The organism is Halomonas qinghailakensis, from assembly GCF_025820815.1.
In the GTDB taxonomy this organism is placed as follows: Bacteria; Pseudomonadota; Gammaproteobacteria; order Pseudomonadales; family Halomonadaceae; genus Vreelandella; species Vreelandella qaidamensis.
The window spans coordinates 916,494-940,023 of the sequence record NZ_CP096973.1 but is presented as its reverse complement, the minus strand read 5'-3'; the positions used below and the strand labels follow the sequence as shown (position 1 = coordinate 940,023).

Genomic DNA, 23,530 nt, shown 5'->3' with positions numbered 1-23,530 from the left:
TTCCTGCTCCTCGGTTATTAGCACGTAATAGATTTACGTTGTCGTTAGGCGAGCGAGGCGTGATACAAAACAGCCCAGTTGTGATTGTTGTGATAGAGCGTTGTTATGAGTTGCCGTTATAAATCGTTGTTGTGGTCGTGATGCGAGACCTTTTTGAACATAGCAGTGGTTTGTAAAACTGTCGACAGTCGGCAATCGTTCATCGACAGAGCGCTTTTTTGCGTCATACTAAAAGCACGTAACACGCTATAAGAGTAGACACTATGGCCCCTTCAGCAGCGGCTCCCGGCGCTTTTATTCAACAGCAAAACCTTGTTGAACAGGTGGCCGACTATTTGACGCAAGCGATTATCCAGCAACACTTTTTACCCGGTGAGCGGCTTTCGGAAGTGCAGCTTTCCCGGGATTTAGGCGTCAGCCGAGCGCCGGTTCGCGAGGCCGCGCGTTTATTGGAAAGTCGTGGACTTTTGGTCTCAAAACCAAGGCGTGGCTTTTTTGTCAGAGCGTTGAATGCCGTTGAATTGGAGGATGTCTTCGATCTGCGGCTATGCCTTGAACGCCATGCGATCCAACGCCTGTCGGAATGCTATAGCTGCGAGGCTGAGCGTGCGCTAAAGCAGCAGGTAGACACGTTGTGCGAAGCGGCCACCAGCAATGATGGAACACGCCGCATTGAGGAGGATTTGCAGTTTCATCGTTTGATGATTCATTACGCAGGCAACGAGCGGCTGCTGCGGGCCTTTGATGGTTTAACCCACGAGCTGCGCCTGTGCATTACGCTGATTACCAAAACCCACGAAGCCCCCGATACCATTGCCACTAGCCATTTCCAGCTGCTCGATGCATTGGGTAGCGGCAGCGCCGAGGCTTGCCGTGAAGCGATTGATTACCATATCGGTGTCGCCAGAGACTTCGTAGTGCGCAGTGTGGGCGATTGAACGGCGAAGAATTAATTGAAGAAAAAGCTGGAGACGTGTCCGACGTTGATAAATCCTGTGAATGAATAGTTCACATGTGAACAGATGCCGCTTTGCGCTAGGTCTGGCAAGATAGCGTTTTCGGACGTTTGACGATCAAGGACACGGCATGGCGCATTTGCTACGCATCGTTATGATTCACGGCCACTTGTCGGGAGTGGTTGAACTCAATGTGGATGGCCACACCAATATCTGTGGCACCAACGCGTCAGGCAAAACCACGCTTCAGCGGTTAGTGCCGGTGTTTTACGGCGAGCTGCCCAACAAGGTGGTGCCGAAAACCCGCATGAAGTTTGATGCCTTCTATTTGCCCACTCGTCAAAGCTATCTCGTTTACGAATACCGCCGCGAAGCAGGCAATGTTTGCCAAGTAGTGCTGACGCGCAAGCAAGAAGGTGGCGTGGAGTACCGTTTTGTCGGTGCCCCTTATCGGCCAGAAGACTATCTGATCGACACTGAAAAAGGCCCCTTGGCGCTGGAGTACCCGCAGTGGTCTAGCGGATTGCGCAGCAGCGGGATTCCTGTCTCTTCCAAGCTGGGGGCTACCTCCGAGTTTCGCTCGGTGATCCAAAACGACTTCACCCAGCTTCACGGTAATAGTCGCGACGGCCTAAAACTGCGCCAAATCGCAGCGCAATTTAGCCTAGTTAACCCTGAACGGCGTATCCGTCATATCGAAAAGCTGGTCTCTGCGGTGCATGCGAAAGAGGGCAAGATGGATACCCTCAAAACCATGCTGGCGGCAATTTTCGAAGAGGATGGCGTCGAGCTGCCGGTCACCCGTATTCGCAGTGCCAAAGCGCGGGAGTGGATTGCCCAGATGCGCCAGTCCATGCGGCTGGAGCCACTGCAGGCCGCGTTGACCAAACTTGGCGGCATCGACCGCGAACTGGCCCAGCTAGAGACCACGCTTTGGCAGTTGAAGCCCCAGCTAAGCGCCGATCATCAGCAGGCAGAACAGCGCATTGCGGACCTGGATGGTGAGTTAAACCGCCACCAGCGAGAGTTCCAACAGTGTGAACATGCCTATACTCAGCAGCGCGATGAGCTGAACGACCGCCACAGTGAAGTCACAAGCGACTTGCAGCATACTCAGCGCCGCCTGAATGATCTGCAAACCCAGTTTGAGCACTACGCCGATGCTGACATGACTGGCCTGGAGCGAGACATCAACGCCTTGCCCCAGTGGCGTGAACAGCGTGATCAGCTTCAGAAGCATCTGCACGTCATGCAAGAGGCGGTAAAAGAGAGCCAGGCGCGCTTAGATGGCCGGTTACGCGAGCTTTCCGAAATACTTGCCCGTCAAACCCAAGAAAACCAGGAATTGATAGATGCCCTGGTCGAGGAAAAAGCCCAGCGCCGAGAGCAGCAATGGCAAGCCGAACAGCAGCATAGCGAGCGCTATCAGCAAGAGCGCCAACGGCTAGAAGGTGAGTATCAAGCGCAGTTAGAACTGGGTGTTGAGCAGCTAGCCGAATTAAAAGCGCAGCTGGCGATGCCCACCCAAACTGCTGAAGAAGTTCAAGAAGCCGAGCTTGCCCAAGCGCGTTTAGACCAAACACAGCAGGAACGCAGCGTCGCCGCCGCCACGTTGGAAGCATTGCGCCGCGAGCTTGAAAGCCACAAACGTGAACGCGATACCGCCGAGCAGCAGCTGGTGCAGTGTCGTCAGCAGCGCGAGCGGGCCGAACAACACTGCTATGCACTCTATCAACAGCGTGACCCCGAGCAGGGCAGCCTGCGCCATTTCTTGCGTTACCACCGCCCTGGCTGGGAACAGCAGCTTGGCAAGGTTATTGCGCCAGAACTGCTTGAACGCCGAGACCTCGCCCCGCAGCTTGCTGAAAGCGCCAGCGACGACCTGTTCGGGCTAGCGCTGGACCTAAGTGCCATTGCACTGCCGGATTACGCCCAAGACGAAGCCAGTTTGCTGGCGGCGATTGAAGAGGCAGATAGCGTCAAAAAGCGCGCCCAAACGGAGTGTACCGCTGCCGAAAAAGCCCTAAAGCAGCACAACGAACGGGTTCAGCAGGCGGATGAGGCGCAAGATCAGGCGCGGTTGGTCTATCAACGGGCCGAACAGGAAGTGGAGTATGCCCTGGAGGCTCGCCGTCAGCAGCAAGCGCGTCATACCCAGTGCCAGCAGGCACGCCGGGCGGAGCACCAGGCGGCGTTGGCTCGCCAGGAGCAGGCCCAGGCTGGACTGCGCGAAGAGAAACGCCAGTCGCTTGCCGAGCTTGCCGAAACCCATCAGAGCCAGCTGCTGGAGTTAAAAGCCGACGCGCAACACCAGCTGGATAGCCTGGAGGCGCAGCTACGCCAGTACAAGCAGCAGCTCAACGATGCCAACGCGGAACATCAGCGCCAACGCGCGGAACTGGAAGAAGCCTTTAGCCAGGAGCTGGCCGACCAGGGCGTAGACCCCGCCAAGCTAAAAGAGACTAAAGAGCGCCTGGCGAACCAGGACGAACGCATTCGTAAGATCGCCGCTCGCCAGGAAGAACTCACCGAGTACCAACGCTTTATGCGTGTAGAGTGGGGCCAGCACAAGCCCCAGTTGGTGGCACAGGAAGCGGAGCTTGTTCAGCTTGACCAGCAGTTGAAACGTGAAAAAGCGCGCCTTAAAAATGACTTCCATGCCGCACGCGACGCGCATCAAACGGCAGTTAATGAGCTAAAAATTCAGCGCGCAAATGCCCACAGCAGCGTAGAAGCCCTTAAACCGCTGCTGACCCAGTTGGAAAGTTTGGACATCGTGTCTTCAGAGGGTGCGCCCTTAGCGGATGTCGTAGGTGACATGGAGGAGCGCATTGAGCGTGCGCGCCAAGCGCTAACCAGTCGCCATCAGCAGCTTGAGCAGCTTCGTCGAGGCTGCCTGGAGGTAGAAAGCCAACTGATTAAAGATGCCAGCAGCGGCTTTGCCGATGCACTGCAAAGCGAACGCGAGAAACTGCCAAACGACAGCCCACGACTGGTGTTACCGCTGCTGCGCGACATGCTAAAACTGTTAGAAGATCAACAGCAGCAACTGATTCAGGAAGGGCGCAACCTAAGCGATGACCTGGATAAATTCTTTATTGTCTTCCGCGACTTAAACCGCCGAATCAGCGCTCAAAGCCGTCGGCTTTCCGACGAAGTGGCGGATGACCTTCGCCTAGAAGGCATCAGCAAAGCAGAAGTGCGCATTCAATCGACGATTGATGAGCTGGGCTTTTGGGAGCCTTTAAAGCTGTTCGCCCAGCGCTACAAAGCATGGCGGGAATCCGGCCAGGAGCTGCCCAGCGACGATTACCTTAATGCACTGGCCGATGTGGTTGACCTACTGCGCAGTGACCAACAGTACAGCTTCGAAAGTTTGCTGCGGCTTGAACTGCACCTCAACGAAGGTGGCACTGATCTGGTGATCAAAAACGACCGCCAGCTGTTGGAGTCTTCCAGCCATGGCATGGCTTACCTGATTTTGTGTAAGTTTCTGCTGGCGTTTACGCGGCTGCTGCGGGGGGATGCGCAAATTGCTATCCATTGGCCGATTGATGAAATTGGCACGCTGGCTTATCACAATGTCGAAAAGTTATTTGACGCCTGTGACAGCAACCGCATCCATATTGTCGGTGCTTTCCCCAACCCAGAGTCGGATGTGCTGCTGTTGTTCGCTAATCGCTACCTGATTGAGCGGGACCCTAACCAGCCCAACCAGCGCCTGCTAAAACGTATTGAGCCGCGCCTTAGCCCGCTTGCGCAGCGGATCAAGGAGCGTCAGCAAGAGGTGACCGCATGATCGAACACGGCCCGCTACTGGAACGCTTGCTGGCTGGCGAGTTTGTCTGCGCCGTCAGTGATGACAACGCCTTCCGCCACCTGACAAATGAAGAGACCCGCGATGCGATTGATGACTACCTGCGCCCGCTCAACCGCAGGCTGGCGAGCAATGATGAAGGCAGTGTCTACTTTTTAGCCTGGCGACAGCTTAATGAAACCGCTCGGGAGCAGCTATCGCGCCAGCTGAGTGACACGGTCAACAGCCTGTTGCCATTGTTGGAATGGCTGCAGCTGGTTCAAGAGGCGCTAGGCCGCGACACCTTGGCGGCCCCTGGCGATGTGCTCAAGCCCGCTGAGTTCAGTGCTAAGTGCGAAGATAACCAAAGCCTGCGCGAGCGCCTGGAACGGCTGGCCACAGACAGCTTCTTTGGCTCCCAGAGCGACCAGCTGGATGCCCAGGTAAAGCAGCTATTTAAGCGCTTGAAAGAGCATGGCTACTTGCTTCAGCCCCACACAGAGCGTCAGGTGTTTGTGGTCACCGGTAAAATTGATTACCTGATCGAGGTGGTGCGCTTTATCCGCGATGAGGAAAACTTGCCCATTGACGCGGAGCGAGAAGAGGGAGCCCAGGAGGCGCTGCTGTGAGCGAACTGGAAAGCCGCCTGCTAAAAACCGGCGCTGAACGGCTGGCGCTGTTGGGCAAGCATGCCGAACGGCTGATGCAGGGCTACACCCGCGATGACGTACCGTTAGACGGCCTCAACGACAGTGCGCTGCGCAAGCTGTTGGCCGCTCGGGTGTTATGGCGGCCAGATGAGCAGAGCGGGGTAAAGCTCTCTCCCAAGGTGCGCGACCTGATCGCTGAAATGCTCGCCGACGAAACCCGCCGCCATGTAAATGCCGATGTCGCGGAAACTCTTGAGCTAGTGCGCTCGTTGGTGCACAGCTACCGTGAAGCCCGCAGCCAAGGTGAGCATTGGCGACAGGAGCAGCAGCTGCTACGCCTGCGCCAGGAAGTCGACGATCTGAACGGGCGCTTTGCCGATGCCATTGATAGCCTTTGGCAGCGACTCAACAGCGATTTCGGCTTTGTTAGCCAGTTGAGCGATAAGATCCGCGAAAACGACCGTGCCCAGAAGCAGATTGTTAGGTTGCTGGATGGCCTGGCACTGATCGATTTCGACGAGCTGATTGCGTTAGTAGGCAGCGATGGCAGCCTGCGCAAGCTACTGATCAGCCAGCTACAGCAGCGTTTAAGCCATCATTACACCAGCCTGCGGGAAGTGCAGCGGCGGTTAATTGAGCTAATGGCACGCTTTCGCAAACAGCAGGCACGCAGCCGCCTGATCAGCGGCATGGTCGCGTTTATGCGCGAACATCCAGGCTTTGTGCCGAGTAATTACGCGAAACGCAGCGACGTACCTGCGTTATTCAACCACGCTGCGCCGTTACATGCCGCCGCTGCGCCAGCACTAGACCGGGCGCTAGAAAGCCGCGTGTTGGCAGAACTGCTGCATGAATTGCCAACCCCGCGCCATGCTACGCACACCGTCGAGTCGGCAGTGGCTGCGCTCACGCCGGAAGATGACCTTGCCGCTGCTCGCCAGCAGGCGCTTAAACAAGATGTGGAACGCTTTTACCTCGCGGTGTTAGATCAGCCCCCCGCCGAGCCGATTAGCGCCCTCGCTTATCTGTACGACAGTCACCTCGACTGGCCGGATGAAATTTGGCTGTTTCAGGTGATCTCCGAATACCAGGGCTTGCCACGTAGCGAGCAGCAGGCGTTTCGCCTACACCAAGACGAATCACCGGCCAGCCCATTTAACGATCTGCGCCTGATTCATGACGTCGCACTGGCGGTGGCGATATGACGTTATCAGGCCGCGCCCGTGCCGGGCTTAACGGTGTTGCCCAAGAACTTAACCGCAAGCCCTGGGTTGAAAAGCAGCGCCGCCAGTGGGTGGAAGATGTGGTGGCATGGTGCCGCCAACAAGATATAGATCTGACCAAACGAATTTCCAATCAAACGCTGCGCTTTGACGCCACCCTATTGGCGCAAATCAATAGCATGCTGGAAAGTGACCGTTTGGCACCGCTAGGGCGCTCGTTAAGTGGCTTAAGTAGTGCCGCCCAAGCAGCAGAAGGCGTTGAGGAGGATAAAAGCCGCCGCGAAGGCCCACGCGCAAAACGCGTGCTGATCAACTTGCCGCCACAACCCTTGGCGTGGCTGGCGCCAGAGCCGCGCAGCATACGCGATGTTGATGTAAGCGGCTTGAAGCTGGCGGTGTTTGGGGCGCTTGTTCAAGTGGAAAACTTGGATAGCTTCTACGTGTTTTCACCTGAGATAGCAGCGCTGAGTGGTTACGCTAACCCGCTGGTGGTTTACCGGGGCGACAGCCACTACGGCGGCGGCTTTGCCGAACTGAAAAAAGCATGGCGCAAAACCAATCGGCCACACCTCTACGCGGGCGACTTCGACGCCAAAGGCGTGACCCTAGCCCTAGACAGCGACGCGACGCATTTACTACTACCTGGTATCGAATGGCTCGCCCAAAACGTCACGCCACTGCACCAACCCGCTGAACAGCTGCCTTTCCAACGCCGCCTACGCCAGCTGCATCTCACGTTGCCTGACCACCACCCACTACGCCCGTACTTAGCCCTGTTGGAAAAACAGCGCGGGCTAAAACAGCAGTGGTTTGGAGGGGAGTTGGTGTGTGTATCGCTCAGTTAAAAACTGCCGTACCTCGTCACGGAACTCGAACCTTTTGCAGATAACAGGACTTTATTTGAGTAACCATTCCATCCTAACAGTTAAATAAATGTCGCCGGATACGGCCTATGTACGCATCGATTATTAAAGGGCGTTATGCCTAAAAGGAGAATAAATTGAACAAAGTCGTATATGTCCCTGCTTTTTTCAAACCAATAAGAAAAAAAATCACAAAAAAAGTCCCCACCGGTGAAAAGAAAAAGGGCTTCTTTGGTGGTGAAAAAGAGGTCACACAGACGGTAACTGATTGGCAACAAACCGGATATTCAGACAGATGGGTAGATGGCGAGCGGTTATCGTTAGACATTAGTAATGCGGTTAGTCAATTAAATGAAGAAGGTTATGAGGTGGTGTCAGTAACTCCTCTCACGTCTGGTGCATATAACTACAACTGGGAGTTGCATAAAGGGGGAGTGAATCACGGGGGCGGCGGTTTCGGCTATGGTTATGGCTATAGTTATACAGAGGGCGTAACAATAATCGCAAAAAAAATCGCATAACAAGGCCATGTACCGGATGCGAGTACCTCTGCTTCGCTCTCGTTTTGTGGCCGGTGGTGGCTGGTATTATGCAAAGCGTTCGTCTTGACGTACGTATCAAAGGATTTACTCTTTGTAGTCACTTGAACTTGCAAAAGGTGCATTATGACCGCAATCACCGCAACTGAGGCGCGCAGCAAGCTATATCGGTTGATTGATTAAACTGCTGAGTCTCATCAACCGATTGTTATCACGGGTAAGCGAAACAAAGCGGTCTTGGTGTCTGAGGAAGATTGGTCGGCCATTTAGGAAACGCTGTATCTGCTCTCTGTGCCCGGTATGCGGGAGTCTATTCGCGAGGGGATGGACACTTCTGTGGGCGAATGCGATGAGGAGCTGGACTGGTGACATGGACGTTGGTTTACACCAAGCAAGCCCAGAAAGATGCAAAGAAGTTGGCTTTCAGCGGCCTTAAACCAAAAGCCCAGGAACTGTTAGCGCTGATAGCGGAAGATCCATACCGAAAGCCGCCTCCGTTTGAGAAGCTCATTGGGGATCTTGCGGGTGCCCATTCACGCCGCATCAATATTCAGCATCGTCTGGTCTACCAAGTGCTTGAGGGCGAGTGATTGGTGAAGGTTCTCAGGCTCTTGAGCCACTACGAATAATGCATAGTCAGCCGCTTTGCTGGACTATTTTTCACCGCTGCGCGCCTCCAAAATTGCCGCAGAGGTTCGCGTTAAGTTTTTTCTCTACCCCCATTCAGTTCATGCCACTGCCATCATTGTTCTCCGTGTATGGCATGGTCTTAATGGTGAATGGTAGTCATTAAACTAGGCGCGGCACTTGGGTGCCTTTGTATCTGCTTTGCTGCGTAAAAACCATCGGTGTGCTCTGTGCTAGCTGCTACAACTGACATGTTCATCATATTGTACATGTTAAGGTCTAAGGCTATACTTGTCCTGTAAAGCGTACAAGTGGAGGCTCTATGAAAATTGTATCTTTTACAGAGGCAAGAAATAGTTTGAAAGCAGTATTAGATTCCGTTGTTAATGACGCGGATACAGCGGTGATTACTCGCCGTGATTCGGAAGATGCTGTTGTTATGTCGCTAGACTACTACAACAGTCTGATGGAAACGGTGCACTTACTGCGCTCACCGGCGAATGCTGAGCATTTGAATCGCTCAATTGAACAGTTCAAAGCAGGTAAGGTAACCCATAGAGACTTAATGGATGAGTAGTCGTTTACTGTCATGGACTGACGAATCCTGGAGCGATTACCTGTATTGGCAAACCCAGGACAAAAAAACGCTGAAACGAATAAACAAGCTTATAAACGACGCTAGACGCTCACCCTTTGAAGGTATTGGTAAACCAGAGCCGTTAAAGGAAAACTTAGCTGGTTTTTGGTCGCGACGTATAGATGATACGAATCGATTAGTCTACGCAGTTGATGATAATGCGATTACGATCATTTCGTGTCGTTATCACTATTAGTTTCGGCCCTTCCACAGGGCAGCTAACAAGTTAGTTACTGCACCGGAAAAATAACTCGCTGGCGCCCATCATTTTCCGGTGAGTAAAGCGTTAGCGCTACTCCAAATCCCGAAAGGGTAAGTTGTTGGCTCAGGCTCGGGTAACTCAAATAATATAGATCTGCTTGTTGCGTGATGCGCAACGCGCTATGATGTACTGATGATTAAATCATTCCGCCACAAGGGACTCAAGCGGTTCTACGCTAGTGGCAGCACCGCTGGTATACAAGCGGATCATGCCAAGAAATTGCGTATGCAGCTTGCTGCTCTGGACACGGCCGTGTCAGTAGAAGATATGGATATCCCCGGTTTTAGGCTCCACCCGTTGAAGGGGAGAGACAAAGCGCGGTGGTCAATTTGGGTCAACGGAAATTGGCGCATGACGTTCGAATTTCGAGATGGTAATGCGTACATTCTTGATTATGAGGATTATCACTAATGACGATGCATAATCCGCCGCATCCTGGCGAATTTATTCGGGAAGTTTACCTAGAGCCTTTTGGTATTAGCTCCCGTCAGCTTGCTTCCAACTTGGGTGTTTCACCATCCACCTTGTCACGGTTGCTCAAAGGGGATAGTGGCATTAGCCCTGAAATGTCTTTGCGCTTGTCGAAGGTTCTCGGACGTACCCCAGAGAGCTGGCTATTAATGCAGGATATGTATGACCTATGGATGGCTCGCAGCACAATTAATTTGGACGACCTGCAGCCATTGGATTTTGAGGCCGCTTAACGATTGCTACTGTTGTCGTTGGCATCCTGTTGTAAAAAGCTGAGCAACCAAACTTATTGGAAATCTGTATGCCGCCAGACTAGGTTCAGGTTTCTAATAGAGAAAGCACGGACGCGATATGAACCTACTTTTCCTCGGCACCTCCGCAGGCGTGCTCACCAAGCAACGCAACGTCTCCGGCATCGCCTTGCGCGAGAGCAAAGGGAAAGGTTGGTATCTGATCGATTGCGGTGAGGGCACCCAGCATCAGGTGTTGCACACCAAGCTGTCGTTTCATTAACTTTTTTTATGCTGGCTCAGGTGTATAATCTTACCCAATTGCTCGGAGGTGCTCATGAACACAAAGATAGAAGCGTACGGCGTTAAGGCTGTTAAACGTCCTAAAATTGTGGCCAGCAAGAAACTTGATCTCTCCGGTGAGTCTGGCCAGCAAATTGTTAAGTCTGAAACCAAGCTGGTTCTCAGAACGCATAAGCGAACTTTCAAAAAGCTAGCTGATATGTGATGAACCTTATTTTCTTTCCTTTCGAGCGTGTTCTGGAGATAAATATCTTCATCCTTGAGCATGAGCCAGGTATGAAAGGGGCTGCCGATATAAATAAGCTTCAAGGCGCGTTAGGTAGAGTAGACAATGCTATTGCATACTCTGGCTTGGATGACGTTTTCGAGATTGCGGCAAAATATGTAGCATCCATTGCTCTTTCCCACTCTTTACCAGATGCAAACAAGCGAACTGGTTTGGCAGTTGGCCTGGAATATTTGTCTCTTAATGATTTCGAACTTACCGCTGATAATGAGTTATTTGCTGACGCAGTCAAAGACCTGGTGATCGGTGCCATTGATGAGTCCGATTTTGCTGATTTACTCTACGCTCAATATGCTGCAGAGCAAGATAATAAACTATAATAACGGCACCCATTTACCCGCAAGTGGATGACCTGTATCACCGCTACCGGTTTGAGCAACACATGAACCTACTCTTTCTCGGCACCTCCGCCGGTGTGCCCACTAAACAAAGAAACGTCTCTGGGATCGCTTTGCGTGAAAGCAAAGGGAAGGGCTGGTATCTGGTTGATTGTGGTGAGAGCACTCAGCATCAGGTCTTACATACCAAGCTGTCGTTCCATTCGTTGAAAGCCATCTTGATTACCCATGTGCACGGCGACCACTGCTATGGGCTGCCGGGCATTCTGGCGAGTGCCGCCATGGGTGGCCGGAAAGCGCCGCTGACTATTGTTGCGCCCGCAGGTATCCAAACGTGGTTTGAGGCAACCTGTGAGGTGACGCAGCTATGCTTACCTTTCGCCCTGGAGTTTATCGCCTCAGACGATCTGCCAAGCGTTGAGTTTGAGAGCATCGCGGTTGAGACCTTCGGACTTTCACATCGGGTGGCGTCTTATGCCTATGCATTTACGGAGCGAAAGGTTGATGCTGCCCTGGACGTGGATAAGCTAGCGCAAAAGGGGATTCCAAGAGGGCCGTTGTGGGGGCAGTTGAAGCAAGGGGTTGATAGTGAGTTTGCAGGTGAGCAGTTAAAAAGCAATGATTACTTAATTTTTAAGAATAAGCCCAGGAAAGTAGTGATCGCTGGAGACAATGACCAGCCTGACTTATTGAACGAGGCGTGTGCAGAGGCGCAGGTGTTGGTGCATGAGGCCACCTATACCGAAGAGATGGCTGAGAAGGCTGGCGATGTGGGACATAGCTACGCCAAACTTGTTGCTGCTTTTGCCGAATCGATAAAGCTACCTAATTTGGTGCTGACGCACTTCAGCCCTCGTTATCAGCTTAACCCCAGTGCGTCGCCGTCTATCGAGGACATCCGCAAAGAAGCACAAAGCGTCTATTCAGGCTCGCTTTTCTTGGCGCGGGATTTTAGCGAATACACCTTGGAAAAAACGGGCCACTTTTCTGAAATAAAGGGCGAGTAGTGTTTTCTGCGCGTGGTCGTCTGGGCTGGTTACGTTTAGGGGTTTCGTGTTACAAGCCAGTGCTCGGCGCTGTTTGAGCCCCGATGACCGAACCCAGCAAGGAGAGTCCTCATGCAGAAGTTGAGAGTCGATTTGGTGTCCGATGTAGCATGCCCGTGGTGCGCGATCGGCTATCGGCGCTTCGAACAAGCGTTAGAGATACTTGATGGTGAGATCGATGTAGAACTCTTCTGGCAGCCCTTTGAGCTCAACCGGGATATGCCGCCCGAGGGCGAGCCGATCCTAGAGCACTTATGCCGCAAGTATGGCAAGGACGCGGCCAGCATGGAGCAGTCCCAGCGGGAGATTATGGCCGTGGCCGAAGAACTTGGGCTGAATTTCCGTGGTGCACTGGAGCGCCGGGCGAATAATACCTTCGATGCCCATCGTGTGCTTGCATGGGCCGCAACGCAGAACCGAGAGACGGCGCTGCAGTTGGCATTATTTGAGGCCTACTTTGGTGATGCCAAGCGTCCTTCGGATCCAGAGGTGCTACGAGAGAAGGCTATTGAAGTTGGGCTTGATGGTGACGTTGCCGAGGCCATCGCCCGGTCTGATCAGTACGCGGACGACGTTCGAGAGGCAGAGCAGAAATTCATGGAGGCAGGGGTCACTGCCGTGCCGGGGTTTATACTCGATGGACGCTACCTGATTTCTGGCGCCCAGCCAGCCGATGTGCTTGTCGATGCGCTTCGTCAGGTGGCTGAGGAAAACGCGAGCCGTTAATGCCCTACAGCCTCTGGGGCGACTCTAGTAGTGCATCATCATACGCTGGGTGAATGCTCTTCGCTTCCCAGCATTTTTGTCGCTGGCGTGTGGCTAGTCAAACGATTTCAAAACGCTATTTCTTAAGCGCGGGCTCTCAATAAGCCCGCGCGTTACTCGCTATTTCAAAAGCTATTTTAAAAGCTATTTCAAAAACTCTCGCAGCGTTTTGCTGGCTTGGTCGATGGCGACGACGCCATCTAAATGGCCGCGGTTGCCTTCCAGGGTTTTAAGCGTTACTTCGGTGCCGTCGGCTTCTATCAGCTCGGCAGTGCGGCGTACGCCTTCGGGGGCGAAGACGAGGTCGTTTTCGCTGTACAGCATCAGCGTTGGGGCGTCGATGGCGGCCAGTCCTTCTTCTAGTGAATCACCGTGGCCCGCCATAAAGAGTTGGTTGGCGCGGACCAGGTAGAGCAGGTGGTTGGCATCGGAAAGTTCAGCGCGGGCGGCGGCGACGTCATCCAGCGTTTGTTCAATGGCGTAGCGGGCGTTGATATCTTGAGCAGGATCGCGCTCTTCGTCAGCCCAGTCGCGGTTGAAGGTTTCGTTGGCCCACTGCCAGTGATTGGCATTGAGGGTGACGAGCTTGAGCGCTTCTTTTAGCCCATCGGTGGGTGGCTCGCCATCGTAGTAATTGCCTTCATTCCAGTTGGCGTCTAAGCGAATGGGCGCTGCCCAGGCGCTAAGCGTTGCCAGTAACCAGGGGTCGGCAACGCCGCCGCCAATAACAGGAATCAGCCTGTCCACTTTGTCAGGGTACGCGCTGGCCCATTCAAACGCTTGAAGCGCCCCCATCGAGGCACCCATGACCGCGTGGAGTGATTCAATGCCCTGGCTCTCTAACAACGCACGCTGTACCTCGACAAAGTCACGGATTGTTACCACAGGAAAGTCCATTCCCCACGGTTCGCCGGTGTCTGGATTAATAGAGGCGGGGCCAGTGGTGGTGACATTGGGGTCGTGGGCGTTGAGGTTCACCAGCGTATCGGACGCAATAATGTAGTACTCGTCGGTATCCAGTGGTTTGCCGGGGCCGATGATGGCATCCCAGTAGCCGGTTGGCTCGCCATCCGGGTCATAACGACCTGCTGCGTGGCTGGTGCCAGAGAAAAAATGGGTAATTAAAATGGCATTGTCACGGGCGTCGTTTAATTCACCGTAGGCTTCCCAACCCACCGCAAGCTCGGGAATTGTTTCGCCGCCTTGAGTGGTGAAGTCTTGCATCTCGAAGGTTTGTTTTTCGACGACGCCATCCCAGGCCAGTAGCGGTGATGCTGCAAGTAACCCGAGGCTAGTGAACGTCACCACGGTCAATAAAGAGTGTCGTTGCTTGAGGGGCATACGCCTTCCTTAAATGAGGGATTGTTATGATTATTGTTGGCAACGGCTGCGTTGCCACCCTCTTAGCGTAGACGGCTTTAGCGCATTTTAAATGGGTTTAGCCCGTTAGCTTGTTGCATCATCATACGTTTGGCGAGCGGTACGCGTTCGGCAAGGTGCAGGCTGAGATCACCCAGCTGGCGTAGCGGTTTTGCGCCGGTAAACAAGTGATGGAAGCTGTCAGTGGCAGCAATCATGGCTTGGTTGGCTAAGCGGCGCTGGCACTCGAAGCGATGCAGGCTAATGTGGTCACCAGGGTCGCGGCCTTTGATGATTAGCTCTGCCAGTGTGTCGGCATCATGCAGGCCAATATTCAGCCCTTGTCCTGCCAGCGGATGCACCACGTGGGCGGCATCGCCAATCAAGGCTAAGCGCTTGCCGATATAGCGTTTAGCGTGCTGGCGTCTAATGGGAAAGCTCGCTTTTGCCACGACTCTTGTTAGCTTGCCAAGCCGCTTAGGAAAGGCGGTTTCAATGGCCGTTTTTAGAGCGTCATTGGATAGCTGTTCACGGGCTTTGGTGGCTTCGTCGCTGTCATACCACACCAGCGATGCACGTTGGCCGGGTAAGGGCAGCATGGCAATCGGGCCAGTGGGGGTGAAACACTGCCAACTAATATCTTGCTGGGGCAGCTCGGTCTCCACGTTAATAATCATCGCCCGCTGATGGTAGTCGTAACTGCTAACGCTAATGCCGGCGAGTTCTCGTAGCGTTGAATGCGCGCCATCAGCGCCCACTATTAATCGGGCGCTTAAGGTTTTGCCATTATCTAGCTCCAGCATGCGGCCGGTGCTGGCGGCCATGGTGCTCAGCGGCGCGCACTGGGTGTAGCAGGTCACGCTGGGAAGATTCTCTAAGCGCTGCCATAACGCATATTGCAGGGTGCGGTTTTCGATAAAAATACCGAAGTCATCCATGCCACTGTCCTGGGCAGAAAATAGCGAATGGCCGGAGCCATCCTGGTTGGCGACATCAATATGGCGAAATGGGCAGCAGCGCTCTTCCGGTAGCTCGGTGCCGCTTGCTTTTACAAACGACAGCGAGCGGGCATTAAGTGAGGAGATACGCAGGTCATAATCGCCGCTGGGCGGGGTGGGGGCGCTGCCGCGTTCTACCAAGCCAACCGATATACCGGCATGGCCTAACCGAGCCGCCAGTGCAGCTCCCACCATGCCACCGCCGACAATGATAATCTCGTGATCCCACTGCATGAGGCACTCCTTACGTTGAATAACGAGGGCATATTGCATGACCCTTTATTGTCATACAGTATCGTTTACTTGTCGCAGTGTTGCATAGGGTGATCCATTGACGCAGGCCGTGGAAATGACAAATAGCATCGCGCAGGCAGGGGAAGCGCTGGCGAGTTTTATTGAGCGCCATCCTAAACTGTGGGTGATTACTGGCGCAGGAGTCAGCACCGACAGCGGCATTCCTGATTACCGTGATGCGGACGGGCAGTGGAAGCGACCGCCGCCGGTACAGCATGGCGATTTTATGGCCTCACTGGCGGTGCGCCAGCGCTATTGGGCGCGGGCGCTTATTGGTTTTAAGGCCATGCGTGAAGCCCAGGTGAGCGGTGCGCATCGTGCACTAGCGGCGCTTGAAACCATGGGCTACGTGGAACTGCTGGTGACACAGAACGTGGACCGTCTGCATCAGCGGGCAGGTTCTAGCAAGGTGATTGATTTGCACGGGCGAGCAGACATGGTGGCGTGCATGACCTGCGGTTACCAACTTATGCGCCATGCTATGCACAGCGAAATGGCTAACATGAATCCCCGTTTTGCAGCGTTAGATGCCCGCCATGCCCCCGACGGCGATGCAGATTTAGAAACCGATTTTTCGACGTTTAAGGTGCTGGACTGCCCACGTTGCCAAGGCATCTTAAAGCCCCAGGTCGTTTATTACGGCGATGTGGTGCCGCCAGCGCGGCGCTTGGCTGCTCAAGCAGGGCTGCAAAACGCCGATGCTGTATTGGCTGTGGGCACCTCGTTGATGGTGTATTCCGGTTACCGCTACTGCCGTGATGCCCACGCCATGGGCTTGCCAGTTGCCTCGCTGTCGTTGGGCGTTACTCGCGCCGATGCGCTCTTAACCCATCAGTGGCGCGCTCCGTTAACGCCAGTGCTAGAGCACGCGGTGGCGTGTTTGAAGCGTGACTAACGCGTTTTCGAGACCCAGGGATTGCCCTCACTCCACAGCCGCCAAGGGGCATCGCGGTCGGTGGGCTGGGCATAATCGATACCCACGCGAGGGCCAGAGGCAACGGCATCGGGAGGAGTGCCCGCTGTTATCCATAGCGCGTTCGGCTGGGTCATATCATGACCATATAGCGTTTTATCAATACGCAGCGCGCGGGTTAGCTTACCGGGGCCATTGGTGAGATTGCGGCCCTTTACATCACGTAGCGCGCGCATGGCCGCTTCGCCTGACACTGGCTCCACCGCACGAATAAGCACCGCGCACGGGTTGCCTTCTGGCTGTGTCACCACGTTCAGCAGCCAGTGCATGCCATACACCAGATACACGTAGGCGTGCCCTGGTGGCCCAAACATGGCCTCCGTTCTCGGCGTTTTGCGCCGATGCGCATGGCAGGCCGAATCTTCAGACCCCCGATAGGCCTCTGTTTCGACAATCTTCGCGATCATCAGCTCACCTTCGTAGTAACGAACCAGTCGGCAACCCAATAGATCCCGAGCGACGGCGAGGGTGTCGCGGTGATAAAAGTCGCGCGGAAGAGGAGGTAACGCCGCTGTGTTAGCGAGTCGATTAACGTCAATTAATGGGTCAGTATGCGCCATGATATCGCCAATTACTTGAGTAAGCTGCTAGGGTATTCGTTAGTCCTTTCTTTTAAAAGCGGAGTCGCCCGTGCTGTCATTTGAACACCAGTTTGCCACGCTTCCCGAGCCACTGTGGATGGCCTGTCAGCCAACGCCAGTGAACCAGCCGACGCTGATTGTATTTAATCAGCGGTTGGCAGAAACGCTAGGAATGGAAGTTAAGCCTGATGATGCCACCCTTGCCCAATGGTTTAGTGGCAACCAACTGCCACCAGGCGCAGAATCGCGGGCGCTAGGTTACGCTGGGCACCAGTTTGGTAACTTTGTGCCGCAACTAGGTGATGGCCGCGCGCTGTTGTTAGGGGAAGTCATCGACCAGCACGGCATACGGCGCGATGTTCAGCTCAAGGGCAGCGGCCGCACGCCCTTTTCCCGCGGTGGTGATGGTCGTTCGCCGTTAGGCCCGGTATTACGTGAGTATTTGGTCAGTGAATTTATGGCTGCAATGGGCGTGCCCACCACCCGTGCGTTAGCCGCTGTTTCGACTGGCGAACGAGTGGTGCGCCAACTGCCTGAACCTGGCGCGGTCTTTACCCGCGTTGCCAGCAGCCATCTTCGTGTAGGCACCTTCCAATTCGCTGCGGTGCGCAGAGATGAAGCTGCCCTGAAGGCGTTGGCCGACCATGTGATTGCTCGCCACTACCCTGAAGCCGCCAGTGCAGACGATCCTTATTTAGCCTTGTTAGAGGCAGTCGTTGCTCGCCAAGCGGCGCTGGTGGCGCGTTGGATGAGCCTTGGCTTTATTCATGGTGTGATGAATACCGATAACTGCAGCATTGCCGGAGAAACCATCGATTACGGCCCCTGTGCCTTTATGGAGCAGTTTGACCCGCAAAAGGTCTTCAGCTCGATTGACCAAGGCAAGCGCTATGCCTTCGACAACCAGCCCGCGATTGCCCAATGGAACCTAGCCCGCTTTGCCGAAACGTTACTGCCGCTGATGCGCGAAGAGGGCGATACCGTGGTAGAGCAGGCCACTGACGCCATTCGTCATTTTGAGTACCTGTTTGATGTGGAGCAGTGCCGTCTGCATGCAGATAAACTCGGCCTTGCTCCAGAAAGCGATCAAGCAGATCCGCTGATGAAAGCGCTAAAGAGCCAGATGCACCAGGGACGGATGGATATGACCGCCACCTTTGATGCGCTGACACATTACGCCAGCACCTCAAGCGAGCTGCATAAAGAGGCACTGTTAGCGCTGACCACCCAGCCCAATGAACTGGCGGCATGGTTGGATCAGTGGCAAGCCGCACAGCTGGCCAGCCAAGGCAGCGAGCGTTTAGACGCCATGCGGCGTGCTAATCCAGTGGTCATTCCCCGCAACCACCGCATTCAGGAAGTTATCGATGCGGCTTACGAGGGCGATTTTGCGCCGTTTCACACCTTGCTTGCTGCGGTCACCCAGCCCTTTGATGAATCCGCAGAAGCACGCCGCCTTGCAGCCCCTGCAACAGAAAACGAACAAGTACTGAGAACGTTTTGTGGCACCTAGTAGCGGCTTTTCCTGTGGTAAACTGTGATTATTTACAGGTAAGGGCGGAGGCAAGGGCAATCTGTGCGCAAAATTATTCATTGCGACTGTGACTGCTTCTACGCAGCGGTTGAAATGCGTGACAACCCGGTGCTTAACGATGTGCCTATTGCGATAGGTGGCAGCGTTGAGCAGCGCGGAGTGGTCGCCACCTGTAACTACCCCGCCCGCGAATTTGGCATTCACTCGGCCATGCCTATGGCCCAGGCGCTCAAACGCTGCCCGCATTTGATCGTGATCCGTGGCGATATGGCCAAATACAAAGCGGTGGCGCGCCAAGTGTTTGCGATCTATCGCGATGTGACCGAACTGATTGAACCGCTCTCGCTAGATGAAGCCTTTTTAGACGTGACCAATGTCACTCTGTGCAACGGTAGCGCCACCCGCATGGCCGAAGCGATTCGTCAGCGGGTGAAAAGCGAAATAGGCATTACCGTGTCAGCGGGGGTTGCTCCCAATAAGTTTCTTGCCAAAATTGCCAGCGACTGGCGCAAGCCGGACGGCCTGTTTGTGATCACACCAAACGACATTGATAGCTTTGTGCAGCAACTGCCAGTCAAGAAAATCCACGGAGTAGGGCCGCGCACCGCTGAAAAATTGGCGGGGTTGGGTATCCAAACCTGTGCGGATTTGCGGGCTCGCTCGCTTACCGAGCTGGTCGAACAGTTTGGCCGCTTCGGGCATCGGCTGTTCGAGCTAAGCCATGGGCGCGACGAGCGGCCAGTGAAAACCCATCGCGAGCGAAAATCGATCAGCACTGAGCAAACCTACTCCCAAGACTTGCCGACGCTGGAAGCCTGTCGCCAGCAGTTGCCTGACCTGCTCAGTGACTTAGAGCAGCGCTATGCCAGACTAGACCCAGCGCCCGCCGTGCGCGGGCTAATGGTAAAGGTGAAATTCAACGACTTTACCCAAACCACCGTGGAACACGCCGACCCAGCGCCCAGCCTAGATCAGTTCGAATCCCTGTTAACTATTGGCTGGTTACGAGGGGAGAGGCCGGTTCGGCTCTTAGGCGTGGGCTATCGCTTGGCAGAAGAAGTTACCGTTCAGCAACTCTCACTGTTTTAATTAGCCTGTTAATACTTATGTCGATTGACGCTCATTTAAAGGCGAGTTAAAACAGACGTATGATAGTTTATCTACTTGCTAGCTAGTTAGCGTGGATGCTGTTGCCACGCTGCTTTCCTGTCTTCTTACCCTGCGAGCGAACCATGTCTGCCCATGCCACCCAACGCCCTCGTTTAGTGTTCGCCCATGCGAATGGCTTTCCTGGCTTAAGCTATCGTACGCTGCTGGAACCGCTGGCAGAGTCGTTTGACCTTCATCCGCTGGATCGATTGGGTCATCATCCGGATTATCCGGTAAACCATAACTGGGGCAATTTAGTTGATGAACTGCTGAGCTATTTACCTGAAACAGACGCGCCGCTATTGGGCGTTGGTCACTCGTTAGGCGGCACGCTGATGGCGATGGCGGCAGATAAACAGCCAGAACGCTTTTGTGGTGTGATTATGCTTGACCCGCCGTTGATGCTGGGGCCGGATGCCTGGGTGATGAAAGCGGCGAAACGATTCGGTTTTATGGACCGCATCACGCCCGCTGGCAAAACCCAGGGGCGGCGCAGCGTGTGGCCTAGCCGAGAAGCCATGGCTAACTCGCTACGCCGCCGTGGATTATTTCGCCGCTTTACCCCAGAGGCGTTGAACGACTACATTGAAGCAGGCACGCGCTTGCTAGACGATGGTAGCGCTGAGCTAACCTTTGACCCGCGTATTGAGGTGGAGATTTTTCGCCATCTGCCGGATCACCTTTCTGGGTTGCCACGTCGAGTCGGTGTGCCGATCCAGCTAGTGGCAGGGCAAGAGTCGCACTTACTCACCCCCACACGGGTTAAGCGGCTTCAGCGTCGTGGGTTAGCTATCAGCGAGGTTCCTGGTACCCATATGTTCCCTATGGAGCATCCAGATGAAACGCGGGCGGCCATATTAGCGGCGTGGCAGCGTTTTTCACAGGGAGCCAGTAAGCGCGCATAAAGCGCATAAGGAGGCAGAATGTATCTTTCCGTACAGCTAAGCTATTACCCGCTGGCCGATGATTTTAAGCCAGTAGTAAAAGACGTAGTAAAACGTTTGGAAGCCACAGGGTTAGAAGTTCACCCTAATCGAATGAGTACCCAGGTGTTCGGGGAATTCGATGCGGTGATGGCCGCTTTAAGCGATGTGATGAAGTGGTCGTTTGAGACTCATGGAAAAGCGGTTTTTACAGCTAATTTCCTTGAAGGCGATCGACGCCCTCGGTAAGTAGAGAGCTGGTATGGCCGAAACAGCTCTAGGCGGGGGCGCTGTAAACCCATCCCTGGGCGCTACTTTTGCCATCCATGGCAAAAGACCCCCGCTACGAGCTGTTATAGGCCTTTTGAATCAGAGCCCCTTAAACCAGCGATTCCAGGCAGGATTCAATAATATCCAGCCCTTCGTTGAGGACGCTGTCTTCAATCGTGACCGGCATTAAGAAGCGAATCGTATTGCCGTACATGCCGCAAGAGAGCAAGATCAAACCTTCCTCACGGGCTTTTTTACACAGCGCGGCAGCAAGCTCAGCATTGGGCGTGCGATCGGTTTTATTTGAGACTAGCTCGAATGCTGCCATAGCGCCCAGGTTGCGCACATGGTCAATGCAATCGAACTTGGTTTGCCACTCATTAAAACGCGCCGCTAGCTTTTCACCCAGTGCTTGGCTTTTTTCAAGAATATTCTCCTCTTCGAACACTTCCATCACGGCCAGCGCTGCGGCACAGGCCGTGGGGCTGCCGGTATAGGTGCCGCCCAGAGAATTGGGGCCTGAAGCGTCCATGACCTTGTCGGTGCCAACAATCGCAGAAATGGGCATGCCGTCAGCCATGCTCTTCGCCATGGTCATTATGTCTGGCTCAACGCCGCTGTGCTCAATGGCGAACATTTTACCGGTACGGCCAAAGCCAGACTGCACTTCGTCGATGATCATTAGCATGCCATGCTCATCGCAAATTGCGCGGATTTTCTCAAGAAAGCTCTTGGGCGCGGGATAGAAGCCGCCTTCGCCTAGCACGGGCTCTAAAATAATAGCGGCGGTATCTTTTGGATTGGCGTCAGTTTTTAGGGTCATTTTTAGACCACGAATGGCTTCGTCTTCGCTGACACCGTGGTAGGGCACCGGGTAAGGGGCGCGGAATACCGTACCAGGCATCGGGCCGAAATCGGTTTGATACGGTGCGACTTTGCCGTTCATGGCCATAGTGTAAAACGTACGTCCGTGATAACCACCATCGAAACAAATAACGTTAGAACGGCCGGTGGCCGCGCGGGCAATTTTAACCGCATTTTCCAGCGCTTCGGCGCCGGAGTTAGCTAGCATGACTTTTGCGTGGCCGCGTACCGGTACAATATGGCTAAGTTTTTCAGCAACCTTCACATAACCTTCATAAGGCATGACGGTCTGGCAGGTGTGCATGACCTTATCCAGCTGGGCTTTCACAGCAGCAACGACTTTCGGGTGACGATGCCCTACGTTCAAAACGCCAATGCCGCCTGCGAAGTCGATAAAGCGGTTGCCGTCGGCGTCCCAGATCTCAGCATTTTCAGCACGATCCGCAAAAGCGGTAGCAGGGCTGGCAGCGCCCGCCGCAACGTACTTCTGCTTTAGTTCGTTTAGCTCGGCATTGCTCATGGCTCAACTCCTTTGGGTGTTGGATATTGCTTATAAAAAGTCTGCAGTGACACTGTTCATATGACAGGTTCAGTCTTCATTGTTTCATATTCGTTATACAGACGATAAAACGGGTGTTATGGGTAGTAAATAAAAGACAGTAGGTAGTAGACAGAAGGTTGGTGTTCAGTAGATTGATGTTTCTAAGCCTACACACACCTCTTCTCTTAAGTCTAATAATCGAGAGGTGAGGTCTGGGCCCAAGCAATTAATGGCGGGTTTTGCGTAAAAAAATCCCTGCTGGCGAACAATGCCTGTCCGCGCTAACCACAGGGCTTCTGCACGGGTTTCCACTCCCTCAGCAATCAGTGTCATATTTAATTCTTTGGCTAACAAAACAATCGAGTTAAGCAACGCTTGGCGGCGTGAGTCATGGTCACAGTTCATCACCAGTTCACGGTCAATTTTAAGCTTGTCCGGCGTTAGGTCAGTCAATAAATCAAGATTGGCATAGCCGTTACCAAAGTCATCTAAGGCCGTTTTAAAGCCCATTTCGCGGTACGCTTCGATAATGTTGCGTAGATGTTGGCGATCACGTACGCGCTCGGTTTCGGTGATTTCAAAAACGAGGCGTTCCATTGGCCACCCAACGCGTTGTGAAACTTCGAGGGTCGCTTGAATACAGGCTTCCGGCTCGTAAACAGCATTGGGTAAAAAATTGATTGATAAGTCTGTTTGCATATTTAGTGCGCTTGCCATTTCAATCGCTTTTACCCGGCAAGCTTGGTCAAAGCGGTACATCAAATCATCGGTTACCTGAGAAATAACGCTCCAAGCCGATTCGCCATTAATACCCCGTACGAGCGCTTCATGGGTCGTAACCCGCGCAAGTGATACGTCGACGATCGGCTGGAAAGCCATCGTGAACTCAAAAGGAAGGTCTCCTTCGCAGCGTTTACAACTACCCTCTACCCATGCGCAGTGACCCATGAAATTCCCCCTATCGCCGTGCGCTTAATTATCAGCCTGCCGATCTTTTGAGCTGTCGTCGGTTAATTTGAAACTTTATTTAATTATCTAATTATAGACGAAAT

The 23,530-nt window shown here is 53.9% G+C and carries 24 protein-coding genes and 1 pseudogene; 20 read left to right on the top strand and 5 right to left on the bottom strand.

The window, feature by feature from the left end; genetic code table 11:
- The first annotated feature begins 263 nt into the window (after positions 1–263).
- The 15 genes and pseudogenes from M0220_RS04385 to M0220_RS04305 all read left to right on the top strand — a co-directional run bounded on the left by M0220_RS04385 (position 264) and on the right by M0220_RS04305 (position 12,953).
- Positions 264–938: a GntR family transcriptional regulator gene (locus M0220_RS04385; protein WP_264018789.1), complete on the top strand. Its 675-nt coding sequence runs from the start codon at positions 264–266 to the stop codon at positions 936–938.
- A gap of 148 nt (positions 939–1,086) precedes the next feature.
- Positions 1,087–4,755, top strand: coding sequence for an ATP-binding protein (locus M0220_RS04380; RefSeq protein ID WP_264018788.1), 3,669 nt, complete (start codon positions 1,087–1,089; stop codon positions 4,753–4,755).
- A complete protein-coding gene (locus tag M0220_RS04375; RefSeq protein WP_264018787.1) occupies positions 4,752–5,381 on the top strand; it encodes a condensin complex protein MksE in 630 nt (209 codons plus the stop codon). The genes M0220_RS04380 and M0220_RS04375 overlap by 4 nt, the downstream gene beginning before the upstream one ends.
- Complete coding sequence (locus M0220_RS04370) at positions 5,378–6,607, top strand: hypothetical protein (protein ID WP_030069590.1); 1,230 nt, start codon at positions 5,378–5,380, stop codon at positions 6,605–6,607. The genes M0220_RS04375 and M0220_RS04370 overlap by 4 nt, the downstream gene beginning before the upstream one ends.
- Positions 6,604–7,470: a DUF7281 domain-containing protein gene (locus tag M0220_RS04365; protein WP_264018786.1), complete on the top strand. Its 867-nt coding sequence runs from the start codon at positions 6,604–6,606 to the stop codon at positions 7,468–7,470. The genes M0220_RS04370 and M0220_RS04365 overlap by 4 nt, the downstream gene beginning before the upstream one ends.
- A gap of 155 nt (positions 7,471–7,625) precedes the next feature.
- Positions 7,626–8,009, top strand: a complete 384-nt coding sequence (locus M0220_RS04360; RefSeq protein WP_264018785.1) for a hypothetical protein — start codon at positions 7,626–7,628, stop codon at positions 8,007–8,009.
- Positions 8,010–8,392: 383 nt separating this feature from the next.
- Positions 8,393–8,617 (top strand): Txe/YoeB family addiction module toxin, encoded by a 225-nt coding sequence (locus M0220_RS04350; RefSeq protein ID WP_264018784.1) that lies wholly within the window; start codon positions 8,393–8,395, stop codon positions 8,615–8,617.
- A gap of 359 nt (positions 8,618–8,976) precedes the next feature.
- Positions 8,977–9,231, top strand: a complete 255-nt coding sequence (locus M0220_RS04345; protein WP_030069594.1) for a type II toxin-antitoxin system Phd/YefM family antitoxin — start codon at positions 8,977–8,979, stop codon at positions 9,229–9,231.
- Positions 9,224–9,487, top strand: coding sequence for a Txe/YoeB family addiction module toxin (locus M0220_RS04340; protein WP_030069596.1), 264 nt, complete (start codon positions 9,224–9,226; stop codon positions 9,485–9,487). Before M0220_RS04345 ends, M0220_RS04340 begins: the two co-directional genes overlap by 8 nt.
- A 198-nt stretch (positions 9,488–9,685) precedes the next feature.
- Positions 9,686–9,964 (top strand): type II toxin-antitoxin system RelE/ParE family toxin, encoded by a 279-nt coding sequence (locus M0220_RS04335; RefSeq protein WP_030069598.1) that lies wholly within the window; start codon positions 9,686–9,688, stop codon positions 9,962–9,964.
- Positions 9,964–10,257 (top strand): HigA family addiction module antitoxin, encoded by a 294-nt coding sequence (locus M0220_RS04330; protein WP_030069600.1) that lies wholly within the window; start codon positions 9,964–9,966, stop codon positions 10,255–10,257. Before M0220_RS04335 ends, M0220_RS04330 begins: the two co-directional genes overlap by 1 nt.
- Before the next feature lie 118 nt (positions 10,258–10,375).
- Positions 10,376–10,534, top strand: a pseudogene (locus tag M0220_RS04325) (MBL fold metallo-hydrolase); the annotation flags it as partial.
- A 227-nt stretch (positions 10,535–10,761) separates the two neighbouring features.
- The gene (locus M0220_RS04315; RefSeq protein ID WP_030069604.1) at positions 10,762–11,163 is read left to right on the top strand and encodes a type II toxin-antitoxin system death-on-curing family toxin; all 402 of its coding nucleotides are present in this window, start codon (positions 10,762–10,764) and stop codon (positions 11,161–11,163) included.
- 62 nt (positions 11,164–11,225) lie between these two features.
- Positions 11,226–12,188, top strand: a complete 963-nt coding sequence (locus M0220_RS04310; protein WP_264018783.1) for a ribonuclease Z — start codon at positions 11,226–11,228, stop codon at positions 12,186–12,188.
- Positions 12,189–12,299: 111 nt separating this feature from the next.
- Entirely contained in the window at positions 12,300–12,953 is a 654-nt protein-coding gene (locus M0220_RS04305) for a DsbA family oxidoreductase (RefSeq protein WP_030069608.1), read from the top strand.
- 183 nt (positions 12,954–13,136) lie between these two features.
- On the opposite strand, the gene M0220_RS04300 is transcribed toward M0220_RS04305, so the two are convergent.
- Both M0220_RS04300 and M0220_RS04295 read right to left on the bottom strand, forming a co-directional pair.
- A complete protein-coding gene (locus M0220_RS04300) occupies positions 13,137–14,333 on the bottom strand; it encodes an E22 family MetX-like putative esterase (RefSeq protein ID WP_030069610.1) in 1,197 nt (398 codons plus the stop codon).
- Between the two features lie 77 nt (positions 14,334–14,410).
- Positions 14,411–15,583, bottom strand: a complete 1,173-nt coding sequence (locus M0220_RS04295) for a UbiH/UbiF/VisC/COQ6 family ubiquinone biosynthesis hydroxylase (protein WP_030069612.1) — start codon at positions 15,581–15,583, stop codon at positions 14,411–14,413.
- 115 nt (positions 15,584–15,698) lie between these two features.
- Between M0220_RS04295 and M0220_RS04290 the strand changes: the two genes are divergently transcribed.
- Positions 15,699–16,538, top strand: coding sequence for an NAD-dependent protein deacetylase (locus M0220_RS04290; protein ID WP_035536194.1), 840 nt, complete (start codon positions 15,699–15,701; stop codon positions 16,536–16,538).
- On the opposite strand, the gene M0220_RS04285 is transcribed toward M0220_RS04290, so the two are convergent.
- The gene (locus M0220_RS04285; protein WP_264018782.1) at positions 16,535–17,176 is read right to left on the bottom strand and encodes a DNA-3-methyladenine glycosylase; all 642 of its coding nucleotides are present in this window, start codon (positions 17,174–17,176) and stop codon (positions 16,535–16,537) included. The genes M0220_RS04290 and M0220_RS04285 overlap by 4 nt on opposite strands.
- A gap of 70 nt (positions 17,177–17,246) precedes the next feature.
- On the opposite strand from M0220_RS04285, the gene M0220_RS04280 reads away from it, so the two are divergent.
- From M0220_RS04280 to M0220_RS04265, 4 genes are all read left to right on the top strand, one after another.
- Positions 17,247–18,710 carry a protein adenylyltransferase SelO gene (locus M0220_RS04280; protein ID WP_030069619.1) on the top strand — a complete coding sequence of 488 codons (1,464 nt, stop codon included), beginning with the start codon at positions 17,247–17,249 and terminating at the stop codon, positions 18,708–18,710.
- Positions 18,711–18,773: 63 nt separating this feature from the next.
- On the top strand, positions 18,774–19,820 hold the full coding sequence (gene dinB / locus M0220_RS04275; RefSeq protein WP_264018781.1) for a DNA polymerase IV: 1,047 nt from the start codon (positions 18,774–18,776) through the stop codon (positions 19,818–19,820).
- A 143-nt stretch (positions 19,821–19,963) separates the two neighbouring features.
- A complete protein-coding gene (locus M0220_RS04270; protein ID WP_264018780.1) occupies positions 19,964–20,785 on the top strand; it encodes an alpha/beta fold hydrolase in 822 nt (273 codons plus the stop codon).
- 18 nt (positions 20,786–20,803) lie between these two features.
- A complete protein-coding gene (locus M0220_RS04265; protein ID WP_030069625.1) occupies positions 20,804–21,052 on the top strand; it encodes a YkoF family thiamine/hydroxymethylpyrimidine-binding protein in 249 nt (82 codons plus the stop codon).
- Positions 21,053–21,182: 130 nt separating this feature from the next.
- On the opposite strand, the gene gabT is transcribed toward M0220_RS04265, so the two are convergent.
- Positions 21,183–22,457, bottom strand: a complete 1,275-nt coding sequence (gene gabT, locus M0220_RS04260; RefSeq protein ID WP_264018779.1) for a 4-aminobutyrate--2-oxoglutarate transaminase — start codon at positions 22,455–22,457, stop codon at positions 21,183–21,185.
- 165 nt (positions 22,458–22,622) lie between these two features.
- Positions 22,623–23,426 carry an EAL domain-containing protein gene (locus tag M0220_RS04255; protein WP_264018778.1) on the bottom strand — a complete coding sequence of 268 codons (804 nt, stop codon included), beginning with the start codon at positions 23,424–23,426 and terminating at the stop codon, positions 22,623–22,625.
- Between the last annotated feature and the right edge of the window lie 104 nt (positions 23,427–23,530).

Excerpts from the sequence above, each read along its gene's own strand:
- M0220_RS04345 (WP_030069594.1), top strand. The coding sequence starts at position 8,977 with ATGAAAATTGTATCTTTTACAGAGGCAAGAAATAGTTTGAAAGCAGTA.
- M0220_RS04375 (WP_264018787.1), top strand. The coding sequence starts at position 4,752 with ATGATCGAACACGGCCCGCTACTGGAACGCTTGCTGGCTGGCGAGTTT.
- gabT (WP_264018779.1), bottom strand. The coding sequence starts at position 22,457 with ATGAGCAATGCCGAGCTAAACGAACTAAAGCAGAAGTACGTTGCGGCG.
- M0220_RS04290 (WP_035536194.1), top strand. The coding sequence starts at position 15,699 with ATGACAAATAGCATCGCGCAGGCAGGGGAAGCGCTGGCGAGTTTTATT.
- M0220_RS04270 (WP_264018780.1), top strand. The coding sequence starts at position 19,964 with ATGTCTGCCCATGCCACCCAACGCCCTCGTTTAGTGTTCGCCCATGCG.
- M0220_RS04305 (WP_030069608.1), top strand. The coding sequence starts at position 12,300 with ATGCAGAAGTTGAGAGTCGATTTGGTGTCCGATGTAGCATGCCCGTGG.
- M0220_RS04255 (WP_264018778.1), bottom strand. The coding sequence starts at position 23,426 with ATGGGTCACTGCGCATGGGTAGAGGGTAGTTGTAAACGCTGCGAAGGA.
- M0220_RS04330 (WP_030069600.1), top strand. The coding sequence starts at position 9,964 with ATGACGATGCATAATCCGCCGCATCCTGGCGAATTTATTCGGGAAGTT.
- M0220_RS04365 (WP_264018786.1), top strand. The coding sequence starts at position 6,604 with ATGACGTTATCAGGCCGCGCCCGTGCCGGGCTTAACGGTGTTGCCCAA.
- M0220_RS04315 (WP_030069604.1), top strand. The coding sequence starts at position 10,762 with ATGAACCTTATTTTCTTTCCTTTCGAGCGTGTTCTGGAGATAAATATC.
- M0220_RS04295 (WP_030069612.1), bottom strand. The coding sequence starts at position 15,583 with ATGCAGTGGGATCACGAGATTATCATTGTCGGCGGTGGCATGGTGGGA.
- M0220_RS04265 (WP_030069625.1), top strand. The coding sequence starts at position 20,804 with ATGTATCTTTCCGTACAGCTAAGCTATTACCCGCTGGCCGATGATTTT.
- M0220_RS04335 (WP_030069598.1), top strand. The coding sequence starts at position 9,686 with ATGATTAAATCATTCCGCCACAAGGGACTCAAGCGGTTCTACGCTAGT.
- M0220_RS04285 (WP_264018782.1), bottom strand. The coding sequence starts at position 17,176 with ATGGCGCATACTGACCCATTAATTGACGTTAATCGACTCGCTAACACA.
- M0220_RS04380 (WP_264018788.1), top strand. The coding sequence starts at position 1,087 with ATGGCGCATTTGCTACGCATCGTTATGATTCACGGCCACTTGTCGGGA.
- M0220_RS04310 (WP_264018783.1), top strand. The coding sequence starts at position 11,226 with ATGAACCTACTCTTTCTCGGCACCTCCGCCGGTGTGCCCACTAAACAA.
- M0220_RS04385 (WP_264018789.1), top strand. The coding sequence starts at position 264 with ATGGCCCCTTCAGCAGCGGCTCCCGGCGCTTTTATTCAACAGCAAAAC.
- M0220_RS04300 (WP_030069610.1), bottom strand. The coding sequence starts at position 14,333 with ATGCCCCTCAAGCAACGACACTCTTTATTGACCGTGGTGACGTTCACT.
- M0220_RS04340 (WP_030069596.1), top strand. The coding sequence starts at position 9,224 with ATGAGTAGTCGTTTACTGTCATGGACTGACGAATCCTGGAGCGATTAC.